The sequence below is a fragment of the Enterobacter sp. Acro-832 genome (genome assembly GCF_011752745.1).
GTDB lineage: Bacteria > Pseudomonadota > Gammaproteobacteria > Enterobacterales > Enterobacteriaceae > Enterobacter > Enterobacter quasiroggenkampii.
The window spans coordinates 285,462-310,210 of record NZ_VWWX01000001.1 but is presented as its reverse complement, the minus strand read 5'-3'; the positions used below and the strand labels follow the sequence as shown (position 1 = coordinate 310,210).

Below are 24,749 nucleotides of genomic sequence, written 5' to 3'. Positions count from 1 at the left end.
ATACTGGGGATTCCTCGACCTCCAGGGGACGGGTTTTCTCAGTCCAGCGCCTTCACCATCTTCCCGCTCGCCACAAACGTCCCGGCTCCAAGATGATGCAGAGTATTGAGTTTATCCCCGTCAAACTGCCAGCGTCCGGCGATAAACGCCCGTTCATCCGCTGCCGCTGAAACCACTTCGCCAAACAGCGTGTCGTATTTCTCTGCAGCGGAGGTCACGGGTAATAACCGGCATTCCATCCACGCCAGGCATTTCTCTTCAATGACCGGCAGGCCGAGCGCCGGGCCATTCACCACCGGGATCCCATAGCAGTTGAATTTGTCCTCATCGCGCCCGCTGACGCTGCCGACCGCGTAAGTCCAGTTGGCCGCCGCCACGCCGGGGATAACGATGCCAAATTTCCCGCTGTGTTCAATCAGCTCGCGTGACCAGGTACTTTTGTCCACCACGATTGCGATGCGCGGCGGTTCAAACTCAACGGGCATTGACCATGCGGCGGCCATAACGTTACGTCTGTCCAGGCTTTCATCGCGGCTGGTGATCAGCACGGTAGGGCCGTGATTCAGCAGACGGCTGGCATGACGTAATTCAACAGGGCGAAAGTGGCTCATAGGATCTCCTCATCTGTAACGATGAGTATGACGAAAAAGCACGTAAATCAAAGTGAGTGCGTAAAATTAGTTTATAAACAGAACATCACAATCAAAGGAAACTGATGTATGTCCCCATTCCTGACCGCCTACTTCGCTCGCATCGACTGGACGCAACCGACACGGGTGGATATCGATACCCTGCGCGCGCTGCATTTACACCATAACTGTGCGATCCCCTTTGAGAATATTGACGTCGTGCTGCCGCGCGAAATCCAGCTTGACGATCGGTGCCTGGTCGACAAGCTGATCGCCGCCCGTCGCGGAGGATATTGCTTTGAGCAAAACGGCCTGTTTGAGCGGGTATTGCGTGAAGTCGGCTTCACGGTACGCAGCGTGCTGGGACGCGTGGTATTAGCGAGCCCGCCGCAAATGCCGCCGCGCACGCACCGCCTGCTGCTGGTTGAGCTTAACGGCGAGCGCTGGATTGCGGACGTGGGATTTGGCGGCCAGACGCTGACGGCGCCAATTCGTCTGCTCGCCAGTGAGGAACAGGAAACGCCGCACGGCCTGTATCGTCTGCTGAGCGAGGGTAACGACTGGGTGCTGCAGTTCCGTCACCACGAGCACTGGCAGTCGATGTACCATTTTGACCTGACAACACAGTATTTCAGTGATTACGTGATGGGGAATTTCTGGTCGGCGCACTGGCCGCAGTCGCACTTCCGCCATCATCTGCTGATGTGCCGCCATCTGCCGGACGGCGGCAAGCTGACGCTGACCAACTTCAACTTTACCCACTGGCAGAACGGTCATGTGGAGGAGCAGATCCATCTTTCCGATGCGGCAGCGCTTTACCAGCTGATGCAGGAACGCTTTGGGCTGGGCGTTGACGATCCTAAGCACGGTTTTTCACTTGCAGAATTGACGGCGGTGATGGCCGGGTTTGAAAGTCACGGGAAATAACGTCGCTTGCTATCAGCCACGAAATTCGCGTCGATAGCGGGAAGGCGAAGTATTAAGCAGATTATTAAAGTGACGGCGCAAGGACGTTGTCGAGGGGAAACCGACACGCTCGGCAATATCGTCAACCGGCCGATCTGTTTTTTCGAGGTAACGTTGCGCGACGGTGATGCGTTGCTTGAGCAGCCGGCTCGAAAAACTCTCCCCGTTCGTCTGCTGAAACCGCCGGGTAAAACTGCGTCGGCTCATACAGGCTTTTTCCGCCACGCAGTCCAGCGTGAGTGCGAACTGAAGATTCTCTATCCCGTTGGCATTCCGTGGTAGGTTTTCCTGCTGCAACACGGCATGTTGCAGTCTTAATTGCCCGATGGCGGCTACACTTTACCAGGCTAGGAAAAGTTAAAACTGTAGGCCGGGTAAGGCGTAGCCGCCACCCGGCACCTGTCACAAATTCCGCTTAGCCAATAAGGATCGTTTTTCCTTCGCCATCAACCGATCGGGTTGGAATAACATAGCGATCAATGCCAATTAGTGTGCAAAACAAATCTCGGGTAAATATTTTATTTCCGAAATACCACGAATGGGATGGCATTCCTTTAATCCCTGCGGGTTCATCCTGCTCGAGAATAGCAGAATCACTTTCTAGTTTTTCGTAATACTGCGTGCAGTCTATATTTATTGCGTTTGAAGGTGCATTCTCAGGAAGACCAACACGCCCAACCCGAGGAGCTACGCCGACACGTTTGACATTTGATATATCCAGAGCCTGGTCGCGACGGCTGGAATAATTAGTGAGACGAATGCCATGACGGTAAATCGAATCACTTCGCGGGTCAGGGTTTGACATTACGCTGCTCGATACATCGCCTGCGACGAAAATGATCTGACTCACTTTCCAGGCACTATTTGGCAGGTTAGTATCATCCGCATCATCAAATGCTTCAGTGAGCACATAAGCCCCAGTTGAATGGCCCAGAACATGAATATTGATGGGACAGTCGGGTTTTTGTTTTTCTGATACGTAGGAAATTCCTTCTGTCATAAGGCGCATTGCAGTAAGTTTTGCTTTGTGACGGTCAGGTAAGTAGGCCAGTGCCTTATCATCACTTGGCCAGTCAAATGAAACCACTATTCCTTTAAAACCAATATCAGACAATCCGTTTGCCAAAAGCCTGTGTCGCTCGATCACTTCGCTCTCGCTCATGTTGTAACCATGAACAGAAAACAGTAAGTCCCCGCGCTTTTCACCTTTCTCGTTTCTCCACTGCGCACCTTGTATAACCTGATCAAACCATTTTTGCTCAGGAATGGCATGGTCGGGGCTGGGGTCCTCACCATCAGGAACAACCAAATAGCTTGTACCACCAATGTCGGCGGTAAATTTACCTCTTGTTGCTTTACGAACAGACATAACATATGAAGGCATGATTTAATCCCACGTTGAGTAAAAAGTTATCTTTGCTTGTAATGGAGAAAATCTACTCAAATATTGTCTTATTTACTTTTGGCTAAATTGTCCTTTTTATAGGAAGGGCAGTATGAAGTGTATAGGAGAACGCGAGTGATTTAGTACAATATGTTTCTTTTGTTAAGGAATTTGAGGTGGCTCTCATTATTTCTGATAATGCGTTAAATATTCATGGCATGAATGGGTGTAAAAGGGGACGCGAAAATTAAGAACCTGTGCTACGCAACAGGCGCTTAATATATTGGTTAAATAACGACTCAGGATGATTAATTCAATTCAAGGTCGATCAATTTATCGATATGCCTGTTAAACGCGACCTCATCCATTTCGGGCATGTTTAAGATATACATCCCGTCAAGACCACACACCAACCCAATCAAGCGCCAGGCGATATTTTCCGCCCGATCGCCGGGACGAAATACCCCGGCCTCCGTTCCCGCATTGATCAGCGCCACCGTTTCCTGATGCCACATCTCCATGGTCATCACATAGGCACCCTTAATGTCGGCATCGCGGCTGGCCAGGATCTGCGCTTCACGCCAGAGACGAATATAAGGCTCGAACCTGCCGTCATCGCTGCCGAGCATGGCATGAAGCTGTTCCCGCCATCCGGCCTGTTCACCCGCAACATCCGCATCCAGCAGTTCGCGGATTAACCGTACGAAGGCCAGCGATTTTAACTCCCCGCCGGAGGTAAAATGATGGTGAACCTGTCCGGTCGCGACGCCGGCTTCAGCCGCAACGCGGCGTACCGTCATTGCCGCCAGTCCTTCGGCCAGCGCCACGCGCATGGCGGCCTGTAAGATGGCTTCGCGCCGTTCATCCTTGCTCAGATATCGCATCGTTACTCACTCTCAATGGGAACGAAACGAGTGTAACAAAAAGCTGGACACGCGTTCAACTTTACGTAGGATCGCAATCTGGACATGTGTCCAGGTTTAAAATGAAAAGGAAATTTATGTTTCGTCAGTGGTTAGCGTTAGTGATTATCGTGCTGGTGTATATCCCGGTCGCGATTGACGCGACGGTGCTGCACGTGGCGGCGCCAACATTGAGCATGACGCTGGGCGCCAGCGGTAACGAATTATTGTGGATCATCGATATCTACTCGCTGGTGATGGCGGGTATGGTGCTGCCGATGGGCGCCCTGGGTGACCGCATCGGTTTTAAACGGCTGTTGATGATCGGCAGTACGCTGTTTGGTCTGTCATCGCTGGCGGCTGCGTTTGCCCCCTCAGCAGGATGGCTGATCGCGGCGCGCGCCTCGCTGGCGATCGGTGCGGCGATGATTATTCCGGCCACCCTGGCAGGGATCCGCACGCTTTTTACCGACGCGAAAGATCGCAACATCGCGCTCGGCGTCTGGGCGGCGGTCGGTTCCGGCGGGGCGGCGTTTGGCCCGCTGATTGGCGGTATGCTGCTGGAGCATTTTTACTGGGGATCGGTGTTTTTAATCAACGTGCCGATCGTGCTGGTGGTCGTGTCCCTGGCCGCGCGTTTTGTACCCCGTCAGCAGGGCCGCCCGGAGCAGCCGCTGAATATCAGCCATGCCATCATGCTGATTGTGGCGATTTTGCTGCTGGTCTACAGCGCCAAAACCGCGCTTAAGGGCGTACTGTCGCCGTGGCTGGTGGCCGCCGCGCTGGTTACCGGCTCGGTGCTGTTGTTTATCTTTGTGCGTATTCAGCTTCGTGCCCGCGTACCGATGATCGATATGCGTCTCTTCTGCCATCGCATTATTCTGAGCGGCGTGGTGATGGCGATGACCGCCATGATTGCCCTGGTCGGGTTTGAGCTGCTGATGGCCCAGGAGCTGCAGTTTGTTCACGGCTTTACGCCGTTTGAAGCGGGCATGTTTATGCTGCCGGTGATGGTCGCCAGCGGGTTCAGCGGGCCGATCGCGGGCGTGCTGGTTGGGCGATTAGGGCTACGCATCGTCGCGGCCAGCGGCATGGGGCTCAGCGCCGTCAGCTTTATCGGCCTGTCGACGCTCGACTTCAGCACGCAGCAGTGGCAGGCGTGGGGGCTGATGGTGCTGCTCGGCTTCAGTGCCGCCAGCGCGCTGCTGGCCTCGACTTCCGCCATTATGGCTGCCGCGCCGAAGGAGAAAGCCGCCGCTGCAGGGGCGATTGAAACCATGTCCTATGAGCTGGGGGCCGGGCTGGGGATCGCCATTTTTGGTCTGCTGTTGACCCGCAGCTTCTCGGCGTCGATTGACCTGCCGCAGGGGCTGAATGCCTCGCTCATCGATAAAGCCTCGTCATCGATTGGGGAAGCGATGAAGGTGGCGCAGGATCTGACGCCGTCCTTGGCGGAGCCGGTGATTGAGGCGGCGAAAAGTGCGTTTATTACCTCCCACAGCGTGGCGCTGGGCAGTGCGGGCGGCATGCTGCTGTTGCTGGCAGTGGGGATCTGGTTCAGCCTGGCGAAGGTCAATCCGCAGTAAACCGCGCGGTAAAACAGGGGCAGCGGTTGGCGCGGGCGGGGCAGATGAGCTATGTTTTTTAAAGGATTATCTGACTCTTGCTGAAAAATATGAGCCCGCGCCACAGCAGTGAACCGTCCCAACCTCTCTCCCGGTTAACCCTGCTTGCAGGGGGCGCGCTGGGTGTTGTTTTTGGTGATATCGGCACCAGCCCGCTTTATACCTTCCGGACGGTGCTTTCGCTCTCTGAGCATGACCCGACGCCCGACGTCATCCTGGGCCTGCTCTCCCTGATTACCTGGACGCTCATCCTGGTGACCTCCATCAAGTATGCCGCCTTCGCCATGCGAATTGATAATCATGGCGAGGGGGGCATTATGGCCCTGATGTCGCTTCTGGTGGAAAAAGGCAAAGGCGGTCGCTGGGTCATTTTTGCCGCCCTCATCGGCGCCGCGTTGATATACGGTGACGGCGCGATAACCCCGGCCATCTCCGTGCTTTCCGCCCTGGAAGGGCTGGAGATGGTCATCCCGGAGTCCCAGCCGTACATCTTACCCCTCACGGTTGCGGTGTTGCTGGCGCTGTTCCTGATCCAGCCTTTTGGCACCGCCCGCATAGGGAAGATATTTGGCCCGGTGATGGCGCTGTGGTTCCTGGCGATTGCGGCCTTGGGCGTGCGGGGGATCGTTCAGCACCCCTCGGTATTGTTGGCCCTTAATCCTGCTTACGGCATCGCGTTTTTGTTTTCGAACGGGTACACCAGTTTTCTGGTCCTGGGGGGCGTATTTCTCTGCGTGACGGGGGCCGAGGCGCTGTACGCCGACATGGGGCATTTCGGTAAAAAGCCCATCTGGTTTGCCTGGTACGGCGTCGTCTTTCCTTCGCTGCTGCTCAACTATGCTGGTCAGTCAGCGCTGATTCTGGCCGGTGCCGACAGCAAACAAAATCTATTCTATACGCTCTGTCCGCCAGCGCTGCAGGTGCCGCTCATCATTCTTGCCGCGCTGGCGACGATCATTGCCAGTCAGGCGATTATCACCGGCGCTTTTTCCATGACGCGTCAGGCGATTCAGCTCGGCTGGTTACCCCGGCTACGTATCAAACAGACGGCGGCAGAAAGCTACGGTCAAATCTATATCGGGATAATAAACTGGCTGCTGATGGTGGTGACAATAGGGCTGGTGGTGTTCTTTAAATCCTCCGACAAGCTTGCCGCGGCGTACGGCATTGCCGTGTCGTTAACCATGCTGATGACGACAGGACTGCTGTTTGTCGCTATGCGGGAAGTATGGCGCTGGAGCCTGTTCAGCAGCGGGATCATCGCCCTCTGTTTCCTGACGATCGATGCCACCTTCTTATTTGCCAATCTGATTAAGGTCCTTGAGGGCGGCTACATCCCGCTGCTGATGGCTGCCGCCATTTGTACGGTGATGCTGATCTGGCATCGCGGCGTGCAGGCGGTATCCGCGTCGGTGGGCGAGAAGGGCGTCAGCGTGGATGCGTTCTTTGCCCAGCTTCAGCAAAAGACGGTGCCCAGAGTGACGGGCTCTGCTGTCTTTTTGACCCGCACGCAGAACAATATCCCACCGGTAATGCGCTGGCATGTCGCGCGAAACCGGGCGCTACAGCAGGACGTGTTGTCGCTGACCATTGATATTCTCAACGAGCCCTACGTCGGAGAAGAGCAGCGTATCAGGGTGGAGCAGCGCGCGCCGGGCTACTGGCACGGCGTAGCGCAATATGGCTTTATGGAACACCCGGACATCCCGCGTTTGTTGCAGGGCGTCAGCGAGATTAACGCAATTTTTGCCACGGACGACGCCACCTGGTATGTCGGGCATGAAACCATTGTGGCAGGCGAAGGCGGGGCCGGTATGGCGGCCTGGCAACGACACATTTTTGCCTTCATGAAGCGCAACTGCACGCACGTCATCAACCACTACCACCTTCCCAGCGATCGGGTGGTTGAAATCAGCCGCCGCGTTGCCGTCTAGCGTCGCGCGAAAGCAGGGGCTGCTTTCGCGCCGTTCTAGCTCTCCTGGGCCGCGGACAGGACGCTGTGCAACAGCACGTTCGCCCCTTTCTCGGACCACTCAGGGAGGATCCTTTCCGCTTCGTTATGGCTGATGCCCTTCACGCAGGGGATAAAAATCATGCTGGCAGGGGCAATGTTGCTGACATAGCAGGTGTCATGTCCCGCACCCGAGACCATTGGTTTCGACGAATAGCCCAGTTCTGCCACCGCTTTCTCCGTTCGAGCCAGACATTTGGCATCAAACGCGATGGGCGCGTAGTCAAAAATGCGCTCAACGAGTGCCGACACGCCGCGCAGGCTCAGGCTTTCAGCTACCTTATGCAGCGCTGCCTCCATGGCTTCCAGTGCCGCCTGCGCCGGATGGCGAAACTCCACGCTGCATATCACGCGAGACGGCACGACGTTGCGCGAGTTTGGCGTAACCTGCGCCATGCCGATCGTCGCACGTCCGTCCGGCGCATGCCGATAGCCAATTTCTTCCACCTTCAGCGCCAGCTCCGCGAAGGCGGTCAGCGCGTCGCGGCGGCTGTGCATTGGCGTGGTGCCCGCGTGGGTGGCAAATCCGTCCAGCGTCAGGGTAAACCAGCGCTGGCCCATTGCCGCGCGGACGAGCCCGATATCCAGGGCTTCGTCTTCCAGAATCGGTCCCTGTTCGATGTGCAGCTCGTAGCAGGCGTGAACCGGAAACGCGCGGGCAGGGGTTTCACCCCGGTAGCCAATGCTATCCAGCGCTTCACCCACGGTGATGCCATCGTGATCGGCGCGGGCATGAGCGTACGCTTCGCTAAACTGCCCCGTCCAGACCCCTGAAGCAAGCATGGCTGGCGGGAAGCGCGCGCCTTCTTCGTTGGTCCAGTTCACCAGCACGATGTCACGCTCCGTCTCAACGTGATGGTCATTGAGGGTACGCAGCAGCTCCAGCCCGGCCAGCACGCCGTAAACCCCGTCATAGTTCCCGCCCAGTGGCTGGGTATCCACGTGCGAACCGGTCATGACCGGGGCAAGCTGCGGGTTTTTTCCCGCGCGGCGGATAAACATATTGCCCATGCTGTCGACGTCACAGGTAAAACCGGCGTCCAGCGCCCAGTCGCGCAGCAGGTTACGCGCAACACGATCTTCCTCGCTTAATGCCAGACGGGTGACGCCACCGGCAGGCGTGCCGCCGATCTGCGCCATCATCTCAAGCGTTGACCACAGCCGTTCGGCGTTGACGCGAATCATGGCTTGTCCTTGCTGCTGCGGTAGCGGAAATCACAGCACGCACCGCCCTGCATAATGGTAGTGGTGCGAGTTAGCTCAACGTCCGGCGCATAGCCAACGATGAATTTTTCATCGCGCGCGCAGGAGAGCAGGTGGCCAATCTCGCCCAGCCCCATCTCGTGGTACATCTCCGCGTAGCGACAGCGGGTCACGTTATAGTTGTACTGCTGGTCGTCGGCGTCGATCACCTTCACCTCCAGGGCGTTATCTTTCTCCCACAGATACTGCAGGGCGATAAAGCTCTTGATGTTCGCGCCGTTGGGTTCTTTGCTGGCAAACGCTTTGCCAGCGTCAATCGCGGCCTGCTCAATGGCCTCGCCAATCACCGCCTGGGCGCGGGCTTTCCCTATCTCGCGCACCAGGATTTCATAAATTGGCTTAATAATTTCGGCTTCAATTTTGCGGCGGGCGAGAATGCCCAGCTCGTTATTATCACTCATCACATTGCCTCGCTGCGTTACTTCGCTTTTGCGCCGCCCAGCACGGTCTGCGGCTGCCATTTGCCGTCGACAACTTTGTAGACCGTGAACGACGGCGATTTCAGGTTGCCCTCTTTATCAAACGCGATCTGCCCGGTGACGCCGGAATAGCTGATGGCGCGCAGGGCAGGCAGATACGCGGAAGGCTCAACGGAGTCTGCTTTTTCCATTGCCGCAACCAGCACGCGGGTGGCGTCATAGGCGAACGGGGCGTGCAGTTCGATATGGGTGTGGTAGCGGGACTGATAGGCCTGCTCGAATGCCTTTCCACCCGGCATCTGGTCAACGGGCAGACCCGGCTCCAGCGCCACAACGCCTTCGCCTTCTTTCTGCGCCAGCTTCAGGAACGTCTGGCTGACGAATCCGCCTGCGCCCATCAGCGTGGCATTCATGCCCAGCTGTTTGATGCGGCGAGCCAGCGGTGCGGCCTGGCTGTCGACGCCGCCGAAGAAGATCAGATCGGCGTTTTTACTGCGGATAGCGGTCAGTATGGCGCTGAAATCGACCGTTTTGTCATCCACGTACTGACGATCGACAATTTTCACGCCCTGGGCTTCCAGCGATTTGATAAACTGGTCTGCAAGCCCCTGACCAAATGCGGTGCGGTCGTCGATCACCGCAATGCGTTTGGCTTTCAGGGTATTGACCGCATACTGACCGGCGAGCTGGCCGCCGTCATCGTCGTGTCCCATCACGCGGAAGCTGGTATCAAAACCTTGTTGCGTAAAGGCGTGACCGGTCGCGACTGGTGCCACCTGGGCGATGCCTGCATCGTGATAAATGCGGGCCGCAGGAATGCTGGTGCCGGTGTTCCAGTGGCCGACCACGCCCGCCACATCGCTGTCCACCAGACGCTGCGCGACGGCCACGGCGGTACGCGGGTCGGACTGATCGTCTTCGGACTGCAGTTTGAAGGTGACCGCTTTGCCGCCGATGGTCGGGTGCTGCTTGTTAATGTCGTCAATGGCCAGCTGCGCGCCGTTCTCCAGATCTTTCCCTATACGGGCAGATGGGCCGGTCAGCGGGCCTGCCAGACCGATGACCACGGTTTCACCGTCGGCAGCCCAGACTCCGGTAGAGGCAACACTACTGAGCAGAATAGCGGCGCTGAGCGCACTGATTTTTACTGTTTTCATTGTATTTCCCTGATGTTGGCTGGTGTGGTTAAACGGGCATTTCGCCCAAATAAATCTGTGCAATCTGGTCGTCGTTAAGCAGCGCTGTCGATTCGCCATGATGAACAATGCTGCCGCTGTCCATCACCCACGCGCTGTCGGTCACTTCCAGCGCGAGCCGGGCATTTTGTTCAATAAGCAGCAGGGCGACACCGCGCTCACGCAGCCCGGCGATCACGGCAAAAATGTTCTCGACCATTTTCGGGGCAAGGCCCATCGAAGGCTCGTCGAGGATCAGCAGACGCGGGCGGCTGAGCAGGGCGCGGTTAAGGGCCAGCAGCTGTTGCTCACCGCCGGACAACAGCCCGGCAAGCTGATGCTGGCGTTCGCCCAGACGCGGGAAGCGCTCGAATATCTCGTTCATCTCGCGCTTAACGGTGACAGTGTCACGCCTTAGCCAGGCGCCCATCTGCAGGTTTTCCAGTACCGTCATGCGGGAGAAGATCCCGCGACCCTCCGGGACCATCACCAGTCCGTCGCGAAGCAGGGTCTCCGGGCTCTGTTTACGCACCGCTTTACCGCTGAATTCAATACTGCCGCTAAAACTTTCCAGCCCGGTAATGGCGCGTACGGTGGAGCTTTTCCCCGCGCCGTTCGCACCGATCAGCGTAGCCTGTTCGCCCTCGCGCAGGGTAAAGGAGACATCGCGTACGGCCTGAATGCCGCCGTAATGCACGTCCAGACGTTCTACCTTCAGTAATTCAGACATGGGCGTTGCCTCCAAGCCAGGCGGCGATCACTGCCGGGTCGCGCCGCACGTTTTCCGGCGTGCCGCTGGCAAGCGTTTTGCCGTAATCAAGGACCGTCAGACGGTCGCAGATGCCCATCACCAGCTTGACGTCATGTTCAATCATCAGCAGGGTTTTGCCGTCATCGCGGATGCGGATGAGCAGCTCGCCGAGCGCCACTTTTTCCGCCGCGTTCATCCCGGCGGCGGGTTCGTCCAGCGCCAGCAGCAGCGGATCTGTTGCCAGCGCGCGGGCGATTTCAAGGCGACGCTGATGGCCATAGGCCAGATCGCAGGCGCGATAGTGGGCGAACTGCGCAATGCCGGTATAGTCCAGCCAGTGCCAGGCCAGTTCGCGGGTCTGTTTCTCTTCCTCACGGGCGCGTTTGTGGCGGCTCAGCGCGGCCCACAGGCCGTTACGGGTGCGCACGTGGCGGCCCACCATCACGTTTTCCAGTACCGACATGTCGTTGAAGAGGCGCACGTTCTGGAAGGTGCGCGCAATCCCGGCGGCGGTCACTTTCTCTATGTGTTTTGGGAAATAGGGCTTATCCGCTATCGAAAACTCGCCGCTGTCCGCCGCATAAAGGCCGGTGATGAGGTTAAAGCAGGTGGTTTTTCCCGCGCCGTTGGGACCGATCAGCCCGTAGATCTCGCCTCTGTTCACGGTTATCGAAACGTCATCTACAGCAGTCAGCCCGCCGAAGCGTTTTGTCATGTTGCGTACGGTTAACAGGCTCATGCCTTCGCCTCCTTGTGGCGTACCGGCCAGATCCCGGAGGGGCGCACCAGCATGACCAGTACCAGTGCCAGACCGTAAAACAGCTGGCGCAGCACTTCCGGGTCAATCAGCACCGTACCGAACAGCGCCTGCTGAACCGGCGCTGCCTGGCTGCGCAGCAGTTCCGGCAGGGCGGTAAGCAGTACCGCGCCCAGGATCACGCCCGGAATGTGCCCCATGCCGCCCAGCACCACCATCGCCAGTACGGCAATCGATTCCTGTAACGTGAAGGATTCCGGGGAGACAAAGCCCTGAAACGCGCCGAAAAGCGCACCCGCCACGCCGCCAAAGGAGGCGCCCATCGCAAAGGCGAGCAATTTATAGTTACGCACGTTGATGCCCATCGCGCGCGCCACATCTTCATCCTCGCGGATGGCGTGCCAGGCGCGACCAATGCGGGAATGCTGCAGGCGCAGGCAGACAAAAATAATCGCCACAATGACCAGCATCAGCAGGTAGTACCACAGCCACAGGGCAGGCACTTTGAAACCAAACCAGTGGTATACGCCGCTGAACTTCAGGCCGAACAGGTTCAGCGTATCCACCCCGGTAATGCCCTTTGCGCCATTGGTAATGTTTACCGGACGGTCGAGGTTACGCATCAGGATGCGGATGATTTCGCCAAAGCCGAGGGTCACTATCGCCAGGTAGTCCCCGCGCAGCTTGAGCGTAGGAGCACCTAGTAAAATCCCGCAGACTGCCGCGACGAGGGCGGCCAGCGGAATAATGAGCAAATACGAGGTGTGCAGCCCGCCCGGGAACCAGACGCCGAGGATCGGAAACACCTCCAGCAGGTGTGGGGAGGCCATCAGTGCCGCGAGGTAGGCGCCGACCGCGTAAAAGGCGATAAAGCCCATGTCCAGCAGGCCGGTATAGCCGACCACAATATTAAGCCCGAGCGCCAGCATGATGTAGAGCAGAGCGAAGTCGATGACGCGCACCCAGTAGTTGCCGCCAAGCTGCGTGGCCACCACGGGAGCAATCAGCAGCGCAAGGCAGAACAGGCTCATGCCTGACCAGAATTTGCGTGTCGTCGCCGGGGTCTGGAGTTGAAGTGTTGTCATGGTATTCCTTACGCCCTGTGCGCCACGCGCTCGCCCAGCAGGCCAGCCGGACGGAAGACCAGCACCAGGATCAGCACCATAAAGGCAAAGACATCCTGATAGTTGCTGCCAAATACGCCATGGGTCAGTTCACCCAGGTAACCTGCGCCCAGCGCTTCGATAATGCCGAGCAGGATGCCGCCAATCATGGCGCCACGAATGTTACCAATGCCCCCCAGCACGGCGGCGGTAAAGGCCTTGATCCCGGGCAAAAAGCCCATCGAGAAGCTGGCGTTACCGTAATTGCTGGCCATCATCACGCCTGCCAGCGCGGCAAACACGCCGCCAATGGCAAACGTCAGGGTGATGATGGCGTTTGGGTTAACCCCCATCAGCGTGGCCACGCGTGGGTTTTCCGCCACGGCGCGCATGCCGCGCCCCAGACGGGTGTATTCCACCAGCAGCCAGAGCCCGGTCATCACAGCCAGCGCCAGCGCCACGGTGACAATGCCAGTAACGGTCACGATGGCGGGCGGGTGCGTTTCACTTCCAGACGTCACGGCAATCGGATCCATGGGCAGGATCTGCGCGAACATCAGCGGGTTGCGCGTCCAGAGAATCATCGCCACGGTTTGCAGCAGGACGGAGACGCCGATACCCGAGATCAGCGGCGCGAGCCGCGGGGCGTTGCGCAGTCGACGGTAGGCAAAGCGTTCCACGGCCATCGCCAGCACGGCACAAACGGCCATGGCAATCATCAGGGCAATGCCAAGCTGCAACAGCAGCGGCATATGCGGCAAGGTGGTGTTCAGGGCGTTCATGGCGGAGAGCGTGGTGAGCGCGCCGACCATCAGAATATCGCCGTGGGCAAAGTTAATAATGCGCAAAATGCCATACACCATGGTATAGCCCAGCGCGATCAGCGCGTAGATGCTTCCCAGCATCACACCGTTGATCAGTTGTTGTATGAGTGTATCCAACGTCTGTACCCGCAAAGTGCTCGTTCTGCGGCTACCATCCAATAAATGAATTAAATTGTAAAATACGCATCTATTATTTCTTATGATAAATAAATATTGTTTTATCTTTATGATTTATATGAAAATAGTTTATGCCTGCTTTTGGGTGAAAAGCCTAAAGAAATCAACATATGAATAAAACAGAACAATTGGCGAATCTGGCGGCGTATGCAGAAAGCCGCCTGGCAAACGATCCGCCGCTTCGGGCCGTACGTGCCTTTGAGGCCATCGCCCGGCTGGGCAGCGTCACGCTGGCCGCACAGGAGCTGAATATCTCTCCGTCGGCCGTCAGCCATCAGCTCAAGGTGCTCGAAGGATACCTGCAAATGCCGCTCACGGAACGTCAGGGGCGCAGGCTGGTGCTGAGCCAGCACGGGCGGGAATATTACCGCTCGATCCGTGCAGCGTTTAACGTGCTGCGCCAGGCGACGGAGCACCTGGCGGAGCAGGCGCAAACGCGTCAGGTCACCATCAGCCTGATCCCGCTGTTTGGTATGGGGTGGTTTATTCCACGTTTGCCTGCGTTTATGCGCGCCAATCCCCAAACCGAGATCAACGTGGTGTATGCCAACCACCGTAACTATCTGAGCGACGCGTCGGATATGTCGATTCGTTTTGGCAACGGGCAGTGGGCGGGCTATCAGAGTGAAAAGCTGATTTCCGGTCAGATGGTGCCGGTGTGCAGCCGTGCGTTTTTACGCATTCATGGCCATATCGATACGCCTGAGCAGTTGCTGCAAATGCCGCTCCTGCACGATGAAGAGCGTACAAGCTGGACGCAGTGGTTTTTGTTGCAGGGGGTAAAACGTCCTCTCCGGCGCAGCGGCCCGCTGTTTGAAGACGGACTGTTGACGCTGGCGGGCGTACAGGCTGGTCTGGGCTGTGCGCTAATGCGTGAGCCGCTGATTGCGCCGTATCTTGAGAGCGGTGAGCTGGTGAAGATATTTGACCTACCGATTGATGACGGGCGCGATTATTACCTCTGCGTGCGTTCGGATTCAGAGATGACCGAGGACGGCAAGCTGCTGCAAACCTGGCTGCGTCGGGCGGCGGGCGGGGAGTCGTCCGTCGGGTAAAGGACGGCGAAAAAAAAGCCAGCTTGTTCAGCTGGCTTTTGGACAGACAAGGTTTTAGAACTGGTAGGTCAGACCCAGCGCCACGATGTTGTCGGTACCGATGCCTGCCTGGCGAGTGAACTTGTTGTCGTCGAGCAGGTTGATTTTGTAATCCACGTAGGTGGACATGTTTTTGTTAAAATAATAGGTCGTGCCAACATCGATGTATTTAACCAGATCCTGGTCGCCGAAGTTTTCGATGTCTTTGCCTTTAGACTGCAGGTAAGCGATGGACGGACGCAGGCCAAAGTCGAACTGATACTGAGCCACAACTTCGAAGTTTTGCGCCTTGTTTGCAAAGCCGTAGATGTCGGTACGCTTGTTGTTAGAGGTACCGAAGCGGGTTGCGTTATAGGTCTGAGAGTACTGCGCCGCGAGGTAAACGTTGTTCGCGTCGTATTTCACACCACCGCTGTACACTTCTGCGCGGTCGCCTTCACCGTATACGCCAGCCGCATTCTGGTCAGCGGTACGACGGGAAGAAGACATTGCACCACCTACGCTGAAGCCTTCGCCCAGATCGTAAGTCAGGGATGCGCCATAGCCGTCACCGTTCTGGTTCAGCAGGCTGCGGCCGCTGGTGTTTTCACCGCTTACGCTGCCGTTTTTACCCTGATACTGCAGAGCAAAGTTCAGGCCATCAACCAGACCGAAGAAGTCCTGGTTACGGTAGGTTGCCACGCCGTTAGCACGAGACTGCAGGAAGTTGTCGGCACCATAGGTGTCACCGCCGAATTCTGGCAGCACGTCGGTCCAGGAGGTCACGTCGTAAATCACGCCGTAGTTACGACCGTAATCGAATGAACCCGCTTCCGCGAATTTCAGACCTGCAAACGCCACACGCGTCCAGGACTGGTTGTCGCCTTCGTCTTTGTTGCCCTGAATCTGGTATTCCCACTGGCCGTAACCGGACAGCTGATCGTTAACCTGGGTTTCACCCTTGAAGCCGATACGCATGTAGGTTTTATCGCCATCTGCGCCAGCGTCATCAGAGAAATAGTGCAGACCTGTCACTTTACCGTACAGATCCAGCTTGTTACCGTCTTTGTTGTAAATTTCGGCAGCGTTAACAACGCCTGCTGCCAGCATGGAAGTGACTGCCACTGCAACTAATTTAAGTTTCATCTTAAATGTTCCTTATAATTTTTTTGGGTATTTCCTGAACCACTTTGAACGATTTCTAAACGAGGCTGTTCGTCAATGGCATGCTATTCTTAAAAATCTCGTAGTCTTATTTCAATAATAAGTTTCAAAATATTAGAGATAATTTCAATTAGTGTGATCTCGATCGTGTGGGAAGGACGATATTCAAACAATATGACCGGAATTTATACGATTAATATGTATTTAATGCGTGGGATTATTGTTATCGCTATAATTTCTGAAAGTTTTAGTATCGCGCGTTAGATTTCGGTAAATTCGAGGGTTTGAGGCGGGTTCTATTGCTGTTTTTCTTTAAAAGCAGAGGGTTGGTCTGAGAATTGAACGGCTATTCCTCATATTTCCACAAATGTATCAGATCTGAATTATTGCAGTCATGGCTATCCATGGCGTTAATATTGATGGTTGACTAATTTCATACCGTTGTCAGTTTATGTCAATTCCTTTCAGGGTGCTTTACAGATAACAGCAAATATAAACCGAATTTAAACAGACTGTCTGTTATCAGGATAAATATTCTGAAGTGCGATCACATTTTAAATTTATGTTAATTATGTTGCCGGGTTGAAATTCCCCCGGCCGCGGCAGAAAACCTTATTTTCGCGTTGCGTACCAGCAGAGCAACGACCCGGCGCAGACCATCAGCGCGCCTTGCCAGAACGAGAATGAAAGGGGGGAGCTTAACACTGCGGCAGCAAGCGCAGCAGAGAGGACGGGGGTAAAATAGGACACGGCAGCCAGCACCGTGACGTTACCGTGCAGGATACCAATATTCCATGCGGCATAACCAAACCCAAGCGCAATGCCGCACATAACGAGCTTCACCACCACCGGGAGGGTAAACACCATGTCGGGCTGATCGCTCAGGGCATATTTCACCCACAGACTTAGCGCGGTCAGCAAGACAAACAGGGTGATGCCGTTTTGTCCTTTCGCAAATTTGCTGGTGACCGTGCAATAGGCGGCCCAGATAAAGGCCCCGGCAAACGCCAGCGCATAGCTGAGAGGGCTGGAAACGACATTGCGGGTTATTTCTTCAAGGTGTAATCCTTCTTCGCCGCCCAATACCCAGCAGACGCCCAGCAGCGAAATGACCAGGCCTGGGATCACCCACAGGGTAGATTTTTGCCCGTTGAACAAAATCGCAAATACGATCGTCAGGCTCGGCCAGAGGTAATTCACCATACCGACTTCAATCGCCTGCGCGCGCGTGGCGGCATAGCCCAGCGACAGCGCCAGGCATATTTCGTAGCTGACAAATAAAAGGCTGCCAGCAATAAGATACCGCGGCGAGAACCGTTTGATATCAGGAAATCCTACCGTCACCAGGCACAGCAATCCGCTGAGGGTATAGATCATCGCCGCACCGCCTACCGGCCCCAGTCCCTCACTCACGCTGCGAATAAGGCCGACCATGGTGCTCCATAACAATATCGCCGCCAGCCCAATAAGCGTTGCTCTCTTTCTGTCCATTACTTCGCCATCGCAATTAAAATCAAAGGAAAACTGTATCGCATTGCGCCTGTCGCTGTAGTGAATTTTTCTCTTAAGCCGTTAATCAAAAAGGGGTAATGAAATATTGCGGGGGTGACTATTAAGGGGGGGAAGACAGATGACCTTGATTTGACGCAAAAAAATCAGGGGCTTTGCTGTTAGTTTGCGGCGCGAAGTCTTTTCAGATAACGAGGACAACAATGGACGTCAGCCGCAGACAATTTTTTAAAATCTGCGCGGGCGGTATGGCCGGAACAACAGCCGCAATGCTGGGATTTGCTCCCAAAATGGCGCTGGCTCAGGCACGCAACTATAAGCTGCTGCGCGCGAAAGAGATCCGTAACACCTGCACATACTGCTCCGTGGGTTGTGGGCTTTTAATGTATAGCCTGGGCGATGGCGCGAAGAACGCCAGAGAAGCGATTTACCACATTGAAGGGGATCCGGATCATCCGGTGAGCCGCGGGGCGCTTTGCCCGAAAGGGGCGGGGCTGCTGGACTACGTTCACAGCGAAAACCGCCTGCGCTACCCGGAATACCGCGCGCCGGGTTCTGATAAATGGCAGCGTATCTCCTGGGATGAGGCCTTCTCCCGTATTGCAAAATTAATGAAAGCCGACCGCGACGCCAACTTTATTGAAAAGAACGCGCAGGGCGTGACGGTCAACCGCTGGCTGACCACCGGCATGTTATGCGCCTCGGCGGCCAGTAATGAAACCGGCATGCTGACGCAAAAATTTGTGCGCTCTCTCGGCATGCTGGCGGTAGACAACCAGGCGCGCGTCTGACACGGACCAACGGTAGCAAGTCTTGCTCCAACATTTGGTCGCGGTGCGATGACCAACCACTGGGTTGATATCAAAAACGCGAACGTCGTGGTGGTGATGGGCGGTAACGCCGCTGAAGCCCATCCGGTGGGGTTCCGCTGGGCGATGGAAGCGAAAAACAACAACGATGCGACGCTTATCGTCGTCGATCCGCGCTTTACGCGTACGGCATCGGTGGCCGATATCTATGCGCCAATCCGCTCCGGTACGGACATTACGTTCCTGTCCGGTGTGCTGCTGTACCTGATCGAAAACAACAAAATTAACGCGGAATACGTTAAGCACTACACCAACGCGAACCTGCTGGTGCGGGATGACTTTGCCTTCGATGACGGACTGTTTAGCGGCTATGACGCCGAAAAACGCCAGTACGATAAAACGTCCTGGAACTATCAGTTCGATGAAAACGGCTATGCGATGCGGGATGAAACCCTGACGAATCCGCGCTGCGTGTGGAACCTGCTGAAACAGCACGTTTCCCGCTACACGCCGGACGTCGTGGAAAACATCTGCGGCACGCCGAAAGCGGACTTCCTGAAGGTGTGTGAGGTGCTGGCCTCCACCAGCGCCGCCGACAGAACCACCACGTTCCTGTACGCGCTGGGCTGGACGCAGCACACCGTTGGCGCGCAGAACATCCGCACCATGGCGATGATCCAGCTGCTGCTCGGCAACATGGGCATGGCCGGGGGAGGCGTGAACGCGCTGCGGGGTCACTCCAACATTCAGGGGCTGACCGACCTCGGACTGCTCTCGACCAGCCTGCCGGGCTACCTGACGCTGCCATCTGAAAAGCAGACGGATCTGCAAAGCTATCTGGCGGAGAACACGCCAAAAGCGACGTTGCCGGACCAGGTGAACTACTGGAGCAACTATCCGAAGTTCTACGTCAGCCTGATGAAATCCTTCTACGGCGATGCGGCGCAGAAAGAGAACGACTGGGGCTTTGAGTGGCTGCCGAAGTGGGATCAGGCTTATGACGTCATCAAATATTTCAACATGATGGATAAGGGCGACGTCACGGGATATATCTGCCAGGGCTTCAACCCGGTGGCCTCCTTCCCGGACAAGAACAAAGTCGTTCGCAGCCTGAGCAAGCTGAAGTACATGGTCGTTATCGATCCGCTGGTGACCGAGACCTCCACCTTCTGGCAGAACCACGGGGAATCTAACGATGTCGATCCGGCGTCGATTCAGACCGAAGTGTTCCGCCTGCCATCCACCTGCTTTGCGGAAGAGGATGGCTCCATTGCCAACTCCGGCCGCTGGCTGCAGTGGCACTGGAAAGGCCAGGACGCACCGGGTGAAGCGCGCAACGATGGCGAGATCCTGGCCGGGATTTATCACCGCCTGCGCGAAATGTATCGCACCGAAGGCGGCAAAGGCGCGGAGCCGCTGCTGAAGATGAGCTGGCGCTACAAGCAGCCGGATCGTCCCGAGTCTGAAGAAGTCGCGAAAGAGAACAACGGCGTGGCGCTGGCGGATCTGTATGACGCGAACGGCAATCTGGTGGCGAAGAAAGGTCAGCTGCTGAACAGCTTCGCGCTGCTGCGCGACGACGGCACCACGGCCTCGTCCTGCTGGATCTACACCGGTAGCTGGACCGAGCAGGGTAACCAGATGGCCAACCGCGATAACGCTGATCCGTCAGGTCTGGGCAACACCCTGGGCTGGGCATGGGCGTGGCCGCTGAACCGTCGCGTGCTGTACAACCGCGCGTCGGCGGACATCAACGGCAAGCCGTGGGATCCGAAGCGCATGCTGATCCAGTGGAACGGGGCGAAATGGACGGGGAACGATATCCCGGACTACAACACTGCCGCACCGGGCAGCAACACCGGGCCGTTTATCATGCAGCCGGAAGGGTTGGGGCGCCTGTTTGCGCTCAACAAGCTGGCGGAAGGGCCGTTCCCGGAGCACTACGAGCCGATGGAAACGCCGCTGGGGACAAACCCGCTGCACCCGAACGTGGTCTCCAGTCCGGTGGTGCGCATCTACGAAGACGACGCGCTGCGTCTGGGCAAAAAGGACAAATTCCCGTACGTAGGGACGACCTACCGCCTGACCGAGCATTTCCATACCTGGACCAAGCACGCGCGGCTTAACGCCATCGCGCAGCCGGAACAGTTTGTGGAGATAAGCGAAACGCTGGCGAAGGCGAAAGGCATTGCCAACGGCGATCGCGTGAAGGTGAGCAGCAAGCGCGGCTTTATCCGCGCGGTGGCGGTGGTCACCCGCCGCCTGCAGTCGCTGAACGTGCACGGCCAGCAGGTGGAAACCGTCGGCATCCCGCTGCACTGGGGCTTTGAAGGGGTGGCGCAGAAAGGCTACATCGCCAATACCCTGACGCCGAACGTCGGCGATTCCAACTCGCAAACGCCGGAGTACAAAGCGTTTCTGGTCAACATCGAGAAAGCGTAAGGAGCGATTAAATGGCGATGGAAACACAAGACATTATTAAACGCTCCGCGACGAACCCGATTACCCCCGCGCCTCGCGCGCGGGACTACAAGGCAGAAGTCGCCAAGCTTATCGACGTCTCCTCCTGCGTGGGCTGTAAGGCCTGCCAGGTGGCCTGCTCGGAGTGGAACGACATCCGCGACGAGGTGGGGCACTGCGTAGGGGTTTACGATAATCCGGCGGATCTGAGCGCCAAATCCTGGACGGTGATGCGTTTTAGCGAAACCGACCAGAACGGCAAGCTGGAGTGGCTGATCCGCAAAGACGGCTGCATGCACTGTGAAGATCCGGGCTGTCTGAAGGCGTGCCCGTCTGCTGGGGCAATTATCCAGTATGCCAACGGGATCGTTGATTTCCAGCAGGACAACTGCATCGGCTGCGGCTACTGCATCGCGGGCTGTCCGTTTAATATTCCGCGCCTCAATAAAGAGGATAACCGGGTATACAAATGTACCCTGTGCGTGGACCGCGTCAGCGTCGGTCAGGAACCAGCCTGCGTGAAGACATGTCCCACCGGGGCGATCCACTTCGGCACCAAAAAAGAGATGCTGGAGGTGGCGCAGCAGCGCGTCGATAAGCTCAAAGCGCGGGGCTACAACAAAGCGGGCATTTACAACCCGCAGGGCGTGGGCGGTACGCACGTGATGTATGTGCTGCACCATAGCGACCAGCCGGAGCTGTACCACAACCTGCCGAAGGATCCGGCGATCGATACCTCCATCAACCTGTGGAAAGGGGCGCTTAAACCGCTCTCCGCGGCGGGCTTTATCGCCACCTTTGCCGGGCTGATCTATCACTACATTGGTATCGGGCCAAACAAAGAGGTGGATGACGACGAGGAGGAGCATCATGAGTAAGTCGAAAATGATAGTGCGCACCAAATTTGTCGATCGCGCCTGTCACTGGACGGTAGTGATCTGCTTCTTCCTGGTGGCGGTATCGGGAATTTCGTTCTTCTTCCCGACGCTGCAGTGGCTGACCGAAACCTTCGGTACGCCGCAGATGGGGCGCATTCTGCACCCGTTCTTCGGCGTGCTGATTTTCGTGGTGCTGATGTTTATGTTCGTGCGCTTCGTCCATCACAATATTCCTGACAAGCAGGATATCCCGTGGGTGAAAGGGATTGTCGAAGTCCTGAAGGGTAACGAGCACAAAGTCGCGAAGGTCGGGAAATACAACGCCGGGCAAAAGATGATGTTCTGGACCATCATGAGCATGATTTTTGTGCTGCTGGTGACCGGCGTGATGATCTGGCGTCCGTATTTTGCGCATTATTTCCCGATTCAGGTGGTGCGTTACGCGCTGCTTATCCACGCGACGTCGGCCATCATCCTGATTCATGCCATCCTGATCCATATGTATATGGCGTTCTGGGTGAAAGGGTCAATCAAAGGGATGATTGAAGGGAAGGTGAGCCGCCGCTGGGCGCAGAAACACCATCCGCGCTGGTACCGTGATGTGGAGCGACTGGAAGCAAAACAGGAAAGTACGGAAGGGATTAAGTAAGACCTGCGCCGTCGGCTTTGCCCGGCGGCGCTGCGCTTGCGCGGGCCTACTCTTCAAATCAGAACCGCTCCTCCACATACCGGAACGGATATTTTGTGGGTTTGATTTTACCGATTTTGCGTTTCGGTAAATCCACTTTCTCAACGTGTATTTCTTTATACGGGATCTGCGAAAGCAGATGCGAAATAATGTTCAGTCGCACGCGTTTTTTATCCTCTGAACGCGCCACAAACCACGGCGCCCAGGCGGTGTCGGTGGCTTCAAACATGGCGTCGCGGGCGCGGGTGTACTCGTCCCACAGGTTAAAGGATTTAATATCCATCGGCGACAGCTTCCAGATCTTTCGCCCATCGTTAATACGGTCGCGCAGGCGTCGCTCCTGCTCTTTCGGCGTCACCTCCAGCCAGTACTTCAGGAGGATAATCCCGGCATCGACCATCGCTTTTTCCATAACCGGCGCGCCGTCTAAAAATTTCTCCGCCTGTTCCTCCGTGCAGAACCCCATCACCCGCTCAACGCCCGCGCGGTTATACCAGCTGCGATCGAAGATCACGATTTCACCCGCCGAAGGCAGATGCGGCACATAGCGCTGGAAGTAGAGCTGGCTTTTTTCCTTTTCAGTCGGAGCAGGGAGCGCAACAACGCGAAACACGCGCGGGCTGACGCGCTCGGTGATCGCTTTAATGGTGCCGCCTTTGCCGGCACCGTCGCGTCCTTCAAAAACAATACACACTTTTAACCCTTTGGCGACGACCCATTGCTGGAGCTTAACCAGTTCGACGTGCAGGCGGCGGAGCTCTTTCTCATACTCTTTGGTCTTAAGCGGTGCATTCGTTACGACATCAACAGCGACAGGGGTTTTCTTTTTGCTTCCCATGATTGTCATCCTCAGGTTGTCCGGTGCGGAAAAAGCGAGGCCGCACTATGAAGTGTAATCCACCTGAATCAATGGATTAACCTGTCAGCCAGCTGATTTGAACTGGCTCACCATACAAGATTATTCAATAATGCCCATTGCGAGTGATTAACCCGTGGTTGAGGTATGAAAAAGACAATATTTTCGTTGGCGCTTGGCACATTTGGCCTGGGCATGGCCGAATTTGGCATTATGGGCGTGTTAACCGAGCTGGCGCATGACACCGGTATTTCGATTCCCTCCGCCGGGAATATGATCTCGTTTTATGCCTTCGGCGTGGTGATTGGCGCCCCGATTGTGGCGCTGTTCTCAGGCAAGTTCTCGTTAAAAACCACGCTGCTGTTTCTGGTTGCCCTGTGCGCGGTCGGGAACGCTCTGTTTACGTTTTCTACGTCATATTTCTGGCTGGCGGCTGGGCGCCTGATTTCCGGTTTTCCGCACGGCGCGATTTTCGGCGTCGGGGCGATTATTCTGTCTAAAATTGCGCCGCCGGGGAAGGTGACGGTCGCGGTGGCCGGGATGATCGCCGGGATGACCGTGGCTAACCTGGTGGGCGTCCCGCTCGGCACCTGGCTGGGACACCAGTTCAGCTGGCGTTATACCTTTTTCCTGATCGCCCTGTTCGATGCGCTGGTGATCCTCTCGGTGCTGATCTGGGTGCCGGACATTCATGACAAATCAGAAATTAAACTGACCGAGCAGTTCCAGTTCCTGAAGAAACCGGAGCCCTGGCTGATTTTTGCCGCCACGATGTTTGGTAATGCTGGCGTGTTCGCGTGGTTCAGCTTCGTTAAACCGTTTATGGTCAACGTTTCTGGCTTTTCCGAAGGCATGATGACCATCATCATGATGTTGATGGGCCTTGGCATGGTGTTGGGCAATCTGTTGAGCGGTAAGCTTTCGGGGCGTTTTAGTCCGCTGCGCATTGCGGCGACCACCGACATGGTGATTGTCGCCTCGCTGCTGCTGCTTTTCGCCTGCGGTGAACTGAAAACGGCCTCGCTAATTACGGGCTTTATCTGCTGTGCCGGGCTGTTCGCGCTCTCTGCGCCGCTGCAGATCCTCCTTCTGCAAAATGCGAAGGGCGGCGAGATGCTGGGGGCTGCGGGCGGGCAGATGGCGTTTAATCTCGGCAGTGCGATCGGGGCGTACTTTGGCGGGATGATGATTACCCTCGGCTTTAGCTGGCGCTACGTCACGCTGCCTGCGGCGATACTCTCGTTCTCGGCCATGAGTGCATTACTGATCTACGGTTATCTGCGGGCCAGACAGGCTCAGGCTAACGCTCGCGCGCTAGCCTGATTG

22 protein-coding genes are annotated in these 24,749 nt (G+C 56.4%); 8 read left to right on the top strand and 14 right to left on the bottom strand.

Annotated features, from left to right (window positions below; genetic code table 11):
* Positions 1-38: 38 nt before the first annotated feature.
* Positions 39-611 carry a flavin reductase family protein gene (locus F3J31_RS01390; protein WP_167210869.1) on the bottom strand — a complete coding sequence of 191 codons (573 nt, stop codon included), beginning with the start codon at positions 609-611 and terminating at the stop codon, positions 39-41.
* Between the two features lie 108 nt (positions 612-719).
* On the opposite strand from F3J31_RS01390, the gene nhoA reads away from it, so the two are divergent.
* Positions 720-1,556 carry an N-hydroxyarylamine O-acetyltransferase gene (nhoA, locus tag F3J31_RS01385; RefSeq protein ID WP_167210867.1) on the top strand — a complete coding sequence of 279 codons (837 nt, stop codon included), beginning with the start codon at positions 720-722 and terminating at the stop codon, positions 1,554-1,556.
* 12 nt (positions 1,557-1,568) lie between these two features.
* On the opposite strand, the gene F3J31_RS01380 is transcribed toward nhoA, so the two are convergent.
* From F3J31_RS01380 to F3J31_RS01370, 3 genes are all read right to left on the bottom strand, one after another.
* A complete protein-coding gene (locus F3J31_RS01380) occupies positions 1,569-1,895 on the bottom strand; it encodes a helix-turn-helix domain-containing protein (RefSeq protein WP_345790435.1) in 327 nt (108 codons plus the stop codon).
* A gap of 115 nt (positions 1,896-2,010) precedes the next feature.
* Positions 2,011-2,979 carry an alpha/beta hydrolase gene (locus tag F3J31_RS01375; protein ID WP_205246178.1) on the bottom strand — a complete coding sequence of 323 codons (969 nt, stop codon included), beginning with the start codon at positions 2,977-2,979 and terminating at the stop codon, positions 2,011-2,013.
* Positions 2,980-3,287: 308 nt separating this feature from the next.
* On the bottom strand, positions 3,288-3,863 hold the full coding sequence (locus F3J31_RS01370; protein ID WP_167210864.1) for a TetR family transcriptional regulator: 576 nt from the start codon (positions 3,861-3,863) through the stop codon (positions 3,288-3,290).
* Between the two features lie 116 nt (positions 3,864-3,979).
* On the opposite strand from F3J31_RS01370, the gene F3J31_RS01365 reads away from it, so the two are divergent.
* Entirely contained in the window at positions 3,980-5,467 is a 1,488-nt protein-coding gene (locus F3J31_RS01365; protein WP_048029851.1) for an MFS transporter, read from the top strand.
* Positions 5,468-5,556: 89 nt separating this feature from the next.
* Positions 5,557-7,440: a KUP/HAK/KT family potassium transporter gene (locus F3J31_RS01360; RefSeq protein WP_167212015.1), complete on the top strand. Its 1,884-nt coding sequence runs from the start codon at positions 5,557-5,559 to the stop codon at positions 7,438-7,440.
* Positions 7,441-7,475: 35 nt separating this feature from the next.
* On the opposite strand, the gene F3J31_RS01355 is transcribed toward F3J31_RS01360, so the two are convergent.
* From F3J31_RS01355 to F3J31_RS01325, 7 genes are read right to left on the bottom strand one after another with little or no spacing between them, the layout of a single operon-like run.
* A complete protein-coding gene (locus F3J31_RS01355) occupies positions 7,476-8,702 on the bottom strand; it encodes a Zn-dependent hydrolase (RefSeq protein ID WP_167210861.1) in 1,227 nt (408 codons plus the stop codon).
* A complete protein-coding gene (locus F3J31_RS01350; RefSeq protein WP_023619185.1) occupies positions 8,699-9,181 on the bottom strand; it encodes an L-2-amino-thiazoline-4-carboxylic acid hydrolase in 483 nt (160 codons plus the stop codon). The genes F3J31_RS01355 and F3J31_RS01350 overlap by 4 nt, the downstream gene beginning before the upstream one ends.
* Before the next feature lie 17 nt (positions 9,182-9,198).
* Positions 9,199-10,356: a branched-chain amino acid ABC transporter substrate-binding protein gene (locus F3J31_RS01345; protein WP_167210858.1), complete on the bottom strand. Its 1,158-nt coding sequence runs from the start codon at positions 10,354-10,356 to the stop codon at positions 9,199-9,201.
* Positions 10,357-10,384: 28 nt separating this feature from the next.
* Positions 10,385-11,104 carry an ABC transporter ATP-binding protein gene (locus F3J31_RS01340; RefSeq protein ID WP_069719167.1) on the bottom strand — a complete coding sequence of 240 codons (720 nt, stop codon included), beginning with the start codon at positions 11,102-11,104 and terminating at the stop codon, positions 10,385-10,387.
* Positions 11,097-11,864 carry an ABC transporter ATP-binding protein gene (locus tag F3J31_RS01335; RefSeq protein ID WP_167210856.1) on the bottom strand — a complete coding sequence of 256 codons (768 nt, stop codon included), beginning with the start codon at positions 11,862-11,864 and terminating at the stop codon, positions 11,097-11,099. Before F3J31_RS01335 ends, F3J31_RS01340 begins: the two co-directional genes overlap by 8 nt.
* A complete protein-coding gene (locus tag F3J31_RS01330) occupies positions 11,861-12,967 on the bottom strand; it encodes an ABC transporter ATP-binding protein (protein ID WP_167210853.1) in 1,107 nt (368 codons plus the stop codon). Before F3J31_RS01330 ends, F3J31_RS01335 begins: the two co-directional genes overlap by 4 nt.
* Before the next feature lie 8 nt (positions 12,968-12,975).
* Positions 12,976-13,926: a branched-chain amino acid ABC transporter permease gene (locus tag F3J31_RS01325; protein ID WP_167210850.1), complete on the bottom strand. Its 951-nt coding sequence runs from the start codon at positions 13,924-13,926 to the stop codon at positions 12,976-12,978.
* A 170-nt stretch (positions 13,927-14,096) separates the two neighbouring features.
* On the opposite strand from F3J31_RS01325, the gene F3J31_RS01320 reads away from it, so the two are divergent.
* Positions 14,097-15,041, top strand: coding sequence for a LysR substrate-binding domain-containing protein (locus F3J31_RS01320; protein WP_048223352.1), 945 nt, complete (start codon positions 14,097-14,099; stop codon positions 15,039-15,041).
* A 54-nt stretch (positions 15,042-15,095) separates the two neighbouring features.
* Here the strand turns inward: F3J31_RS01320 and F3J31_RS01315 are convergent, their stop codons facing one another.
* Together F3J31_RS01315 and yddG are read right to left on the bottom strand one after the other, a co-directional pair.
* Complete coding sequence (locus F3J31_RS01315) at positions 15,096-16,205, bottom strand: porin OmpC (protein WP_032647384.1); 1,110 nt, start codon at positions 16,203-16,205, stop codon at positions 15,096-15,098.
* Between the two features lie 630 nt (positions 16,206-16,835).
* Positions 16,836-17,714 carry an aromatic amino acid DMT transporter YddG gene (gene yddG, locus F3J31_RS01310; protein ID WP_167210841.1) on the bottom strand — a complete coding sequence of 293 codons (879 nt, stop codon included), beginning with the start codon at positions 17,712-17,714 and terminating at the stop codon, positions 16,836-16,838.
* A gap of 221 nt (positions 17,715-17,935) precedes the next feature.
* Here yddG and fdnG point away from each other — a divergent pair, with 221 nt between their 5' ends.
* Genes fdnG through fdnI form a run of 3 tightly spaced genes read left to right on the top strand, consistent with a single transcriptional unit; the run spans position 17,936 to position 22,528 of the window.
* A complete protein-coding gene (gene fdnG, locus F3J31_RS01305; protein ID WP_167210838.1) occupies positions 17,936-20,983 on the top strand; it encodes a formate dehydrogenase-N subunit alpha in 3,048 nt (1,015 codons plus the stop codon).
* A gap of 11 nt (positions 20,984-20,994) precedes the next feature.
* On the top strand, positions 20,995-21,879 hold the full coding sequence (gene fdxH / locus F3J31_RS01300) for a formate dehydrogenase subunit beta (RefSeq protein WP_045908794.1): 885 nt from the start codon (positions 20,995-20,997) through the stop codon (positions 21,877-21,879).
* Complete coding sequence (gene fdnI, locus F3J31_RS01295; RefSeq protein WP_048223347.1) at positions 21,872-22,528, top strand: formate dehydrogenase-N subunit gamma; 657 nt, start codon at positions 21,872-21,874, stop codon at positions 22,526-22,528. The genes fdxH and fdnI overlap by 8 nt, the downstream gene beginning before the upstream one ends.
* 58 nt (positions 22,529-22,586) lie before the next feature.
* On the opposite strand, the gene ppk2 is transcribed toward fdnI, so the two are convergent.
* Positions 22,587-23,405 carry a polyphosphate kinase 2 gene (ppk2, locus tag F3J31_RS01290; RefSeq protein WP_045908792.1) on the bottom strand — a complete coding sequence of 273 codons (819 nt, stop codon included), beginning with the start codon at positions 23,403-23,405 and terminating at the stop codon, positions 22,587-22,589.
* Positions 23,406-23,570: 165 nt separating this feature from the next.
* Here ppk2 and araJ point away from each other — a divergent pair, with 165 nt between their 5' ends.
* Positions 23,571-24,746 (top strand): MFS transporter AraJ, encoded by a 1,176-nt coding sequence (araJ, locus tag F3J31_RS01285; RefSeq protein WP_167210835.1) that lies wholly within the window; start codon positions 23,571-23,573, stop codon positions 24,744-24,746.
* Positions 24,747-24,749 lie beyond the last annotated feature (3 nt).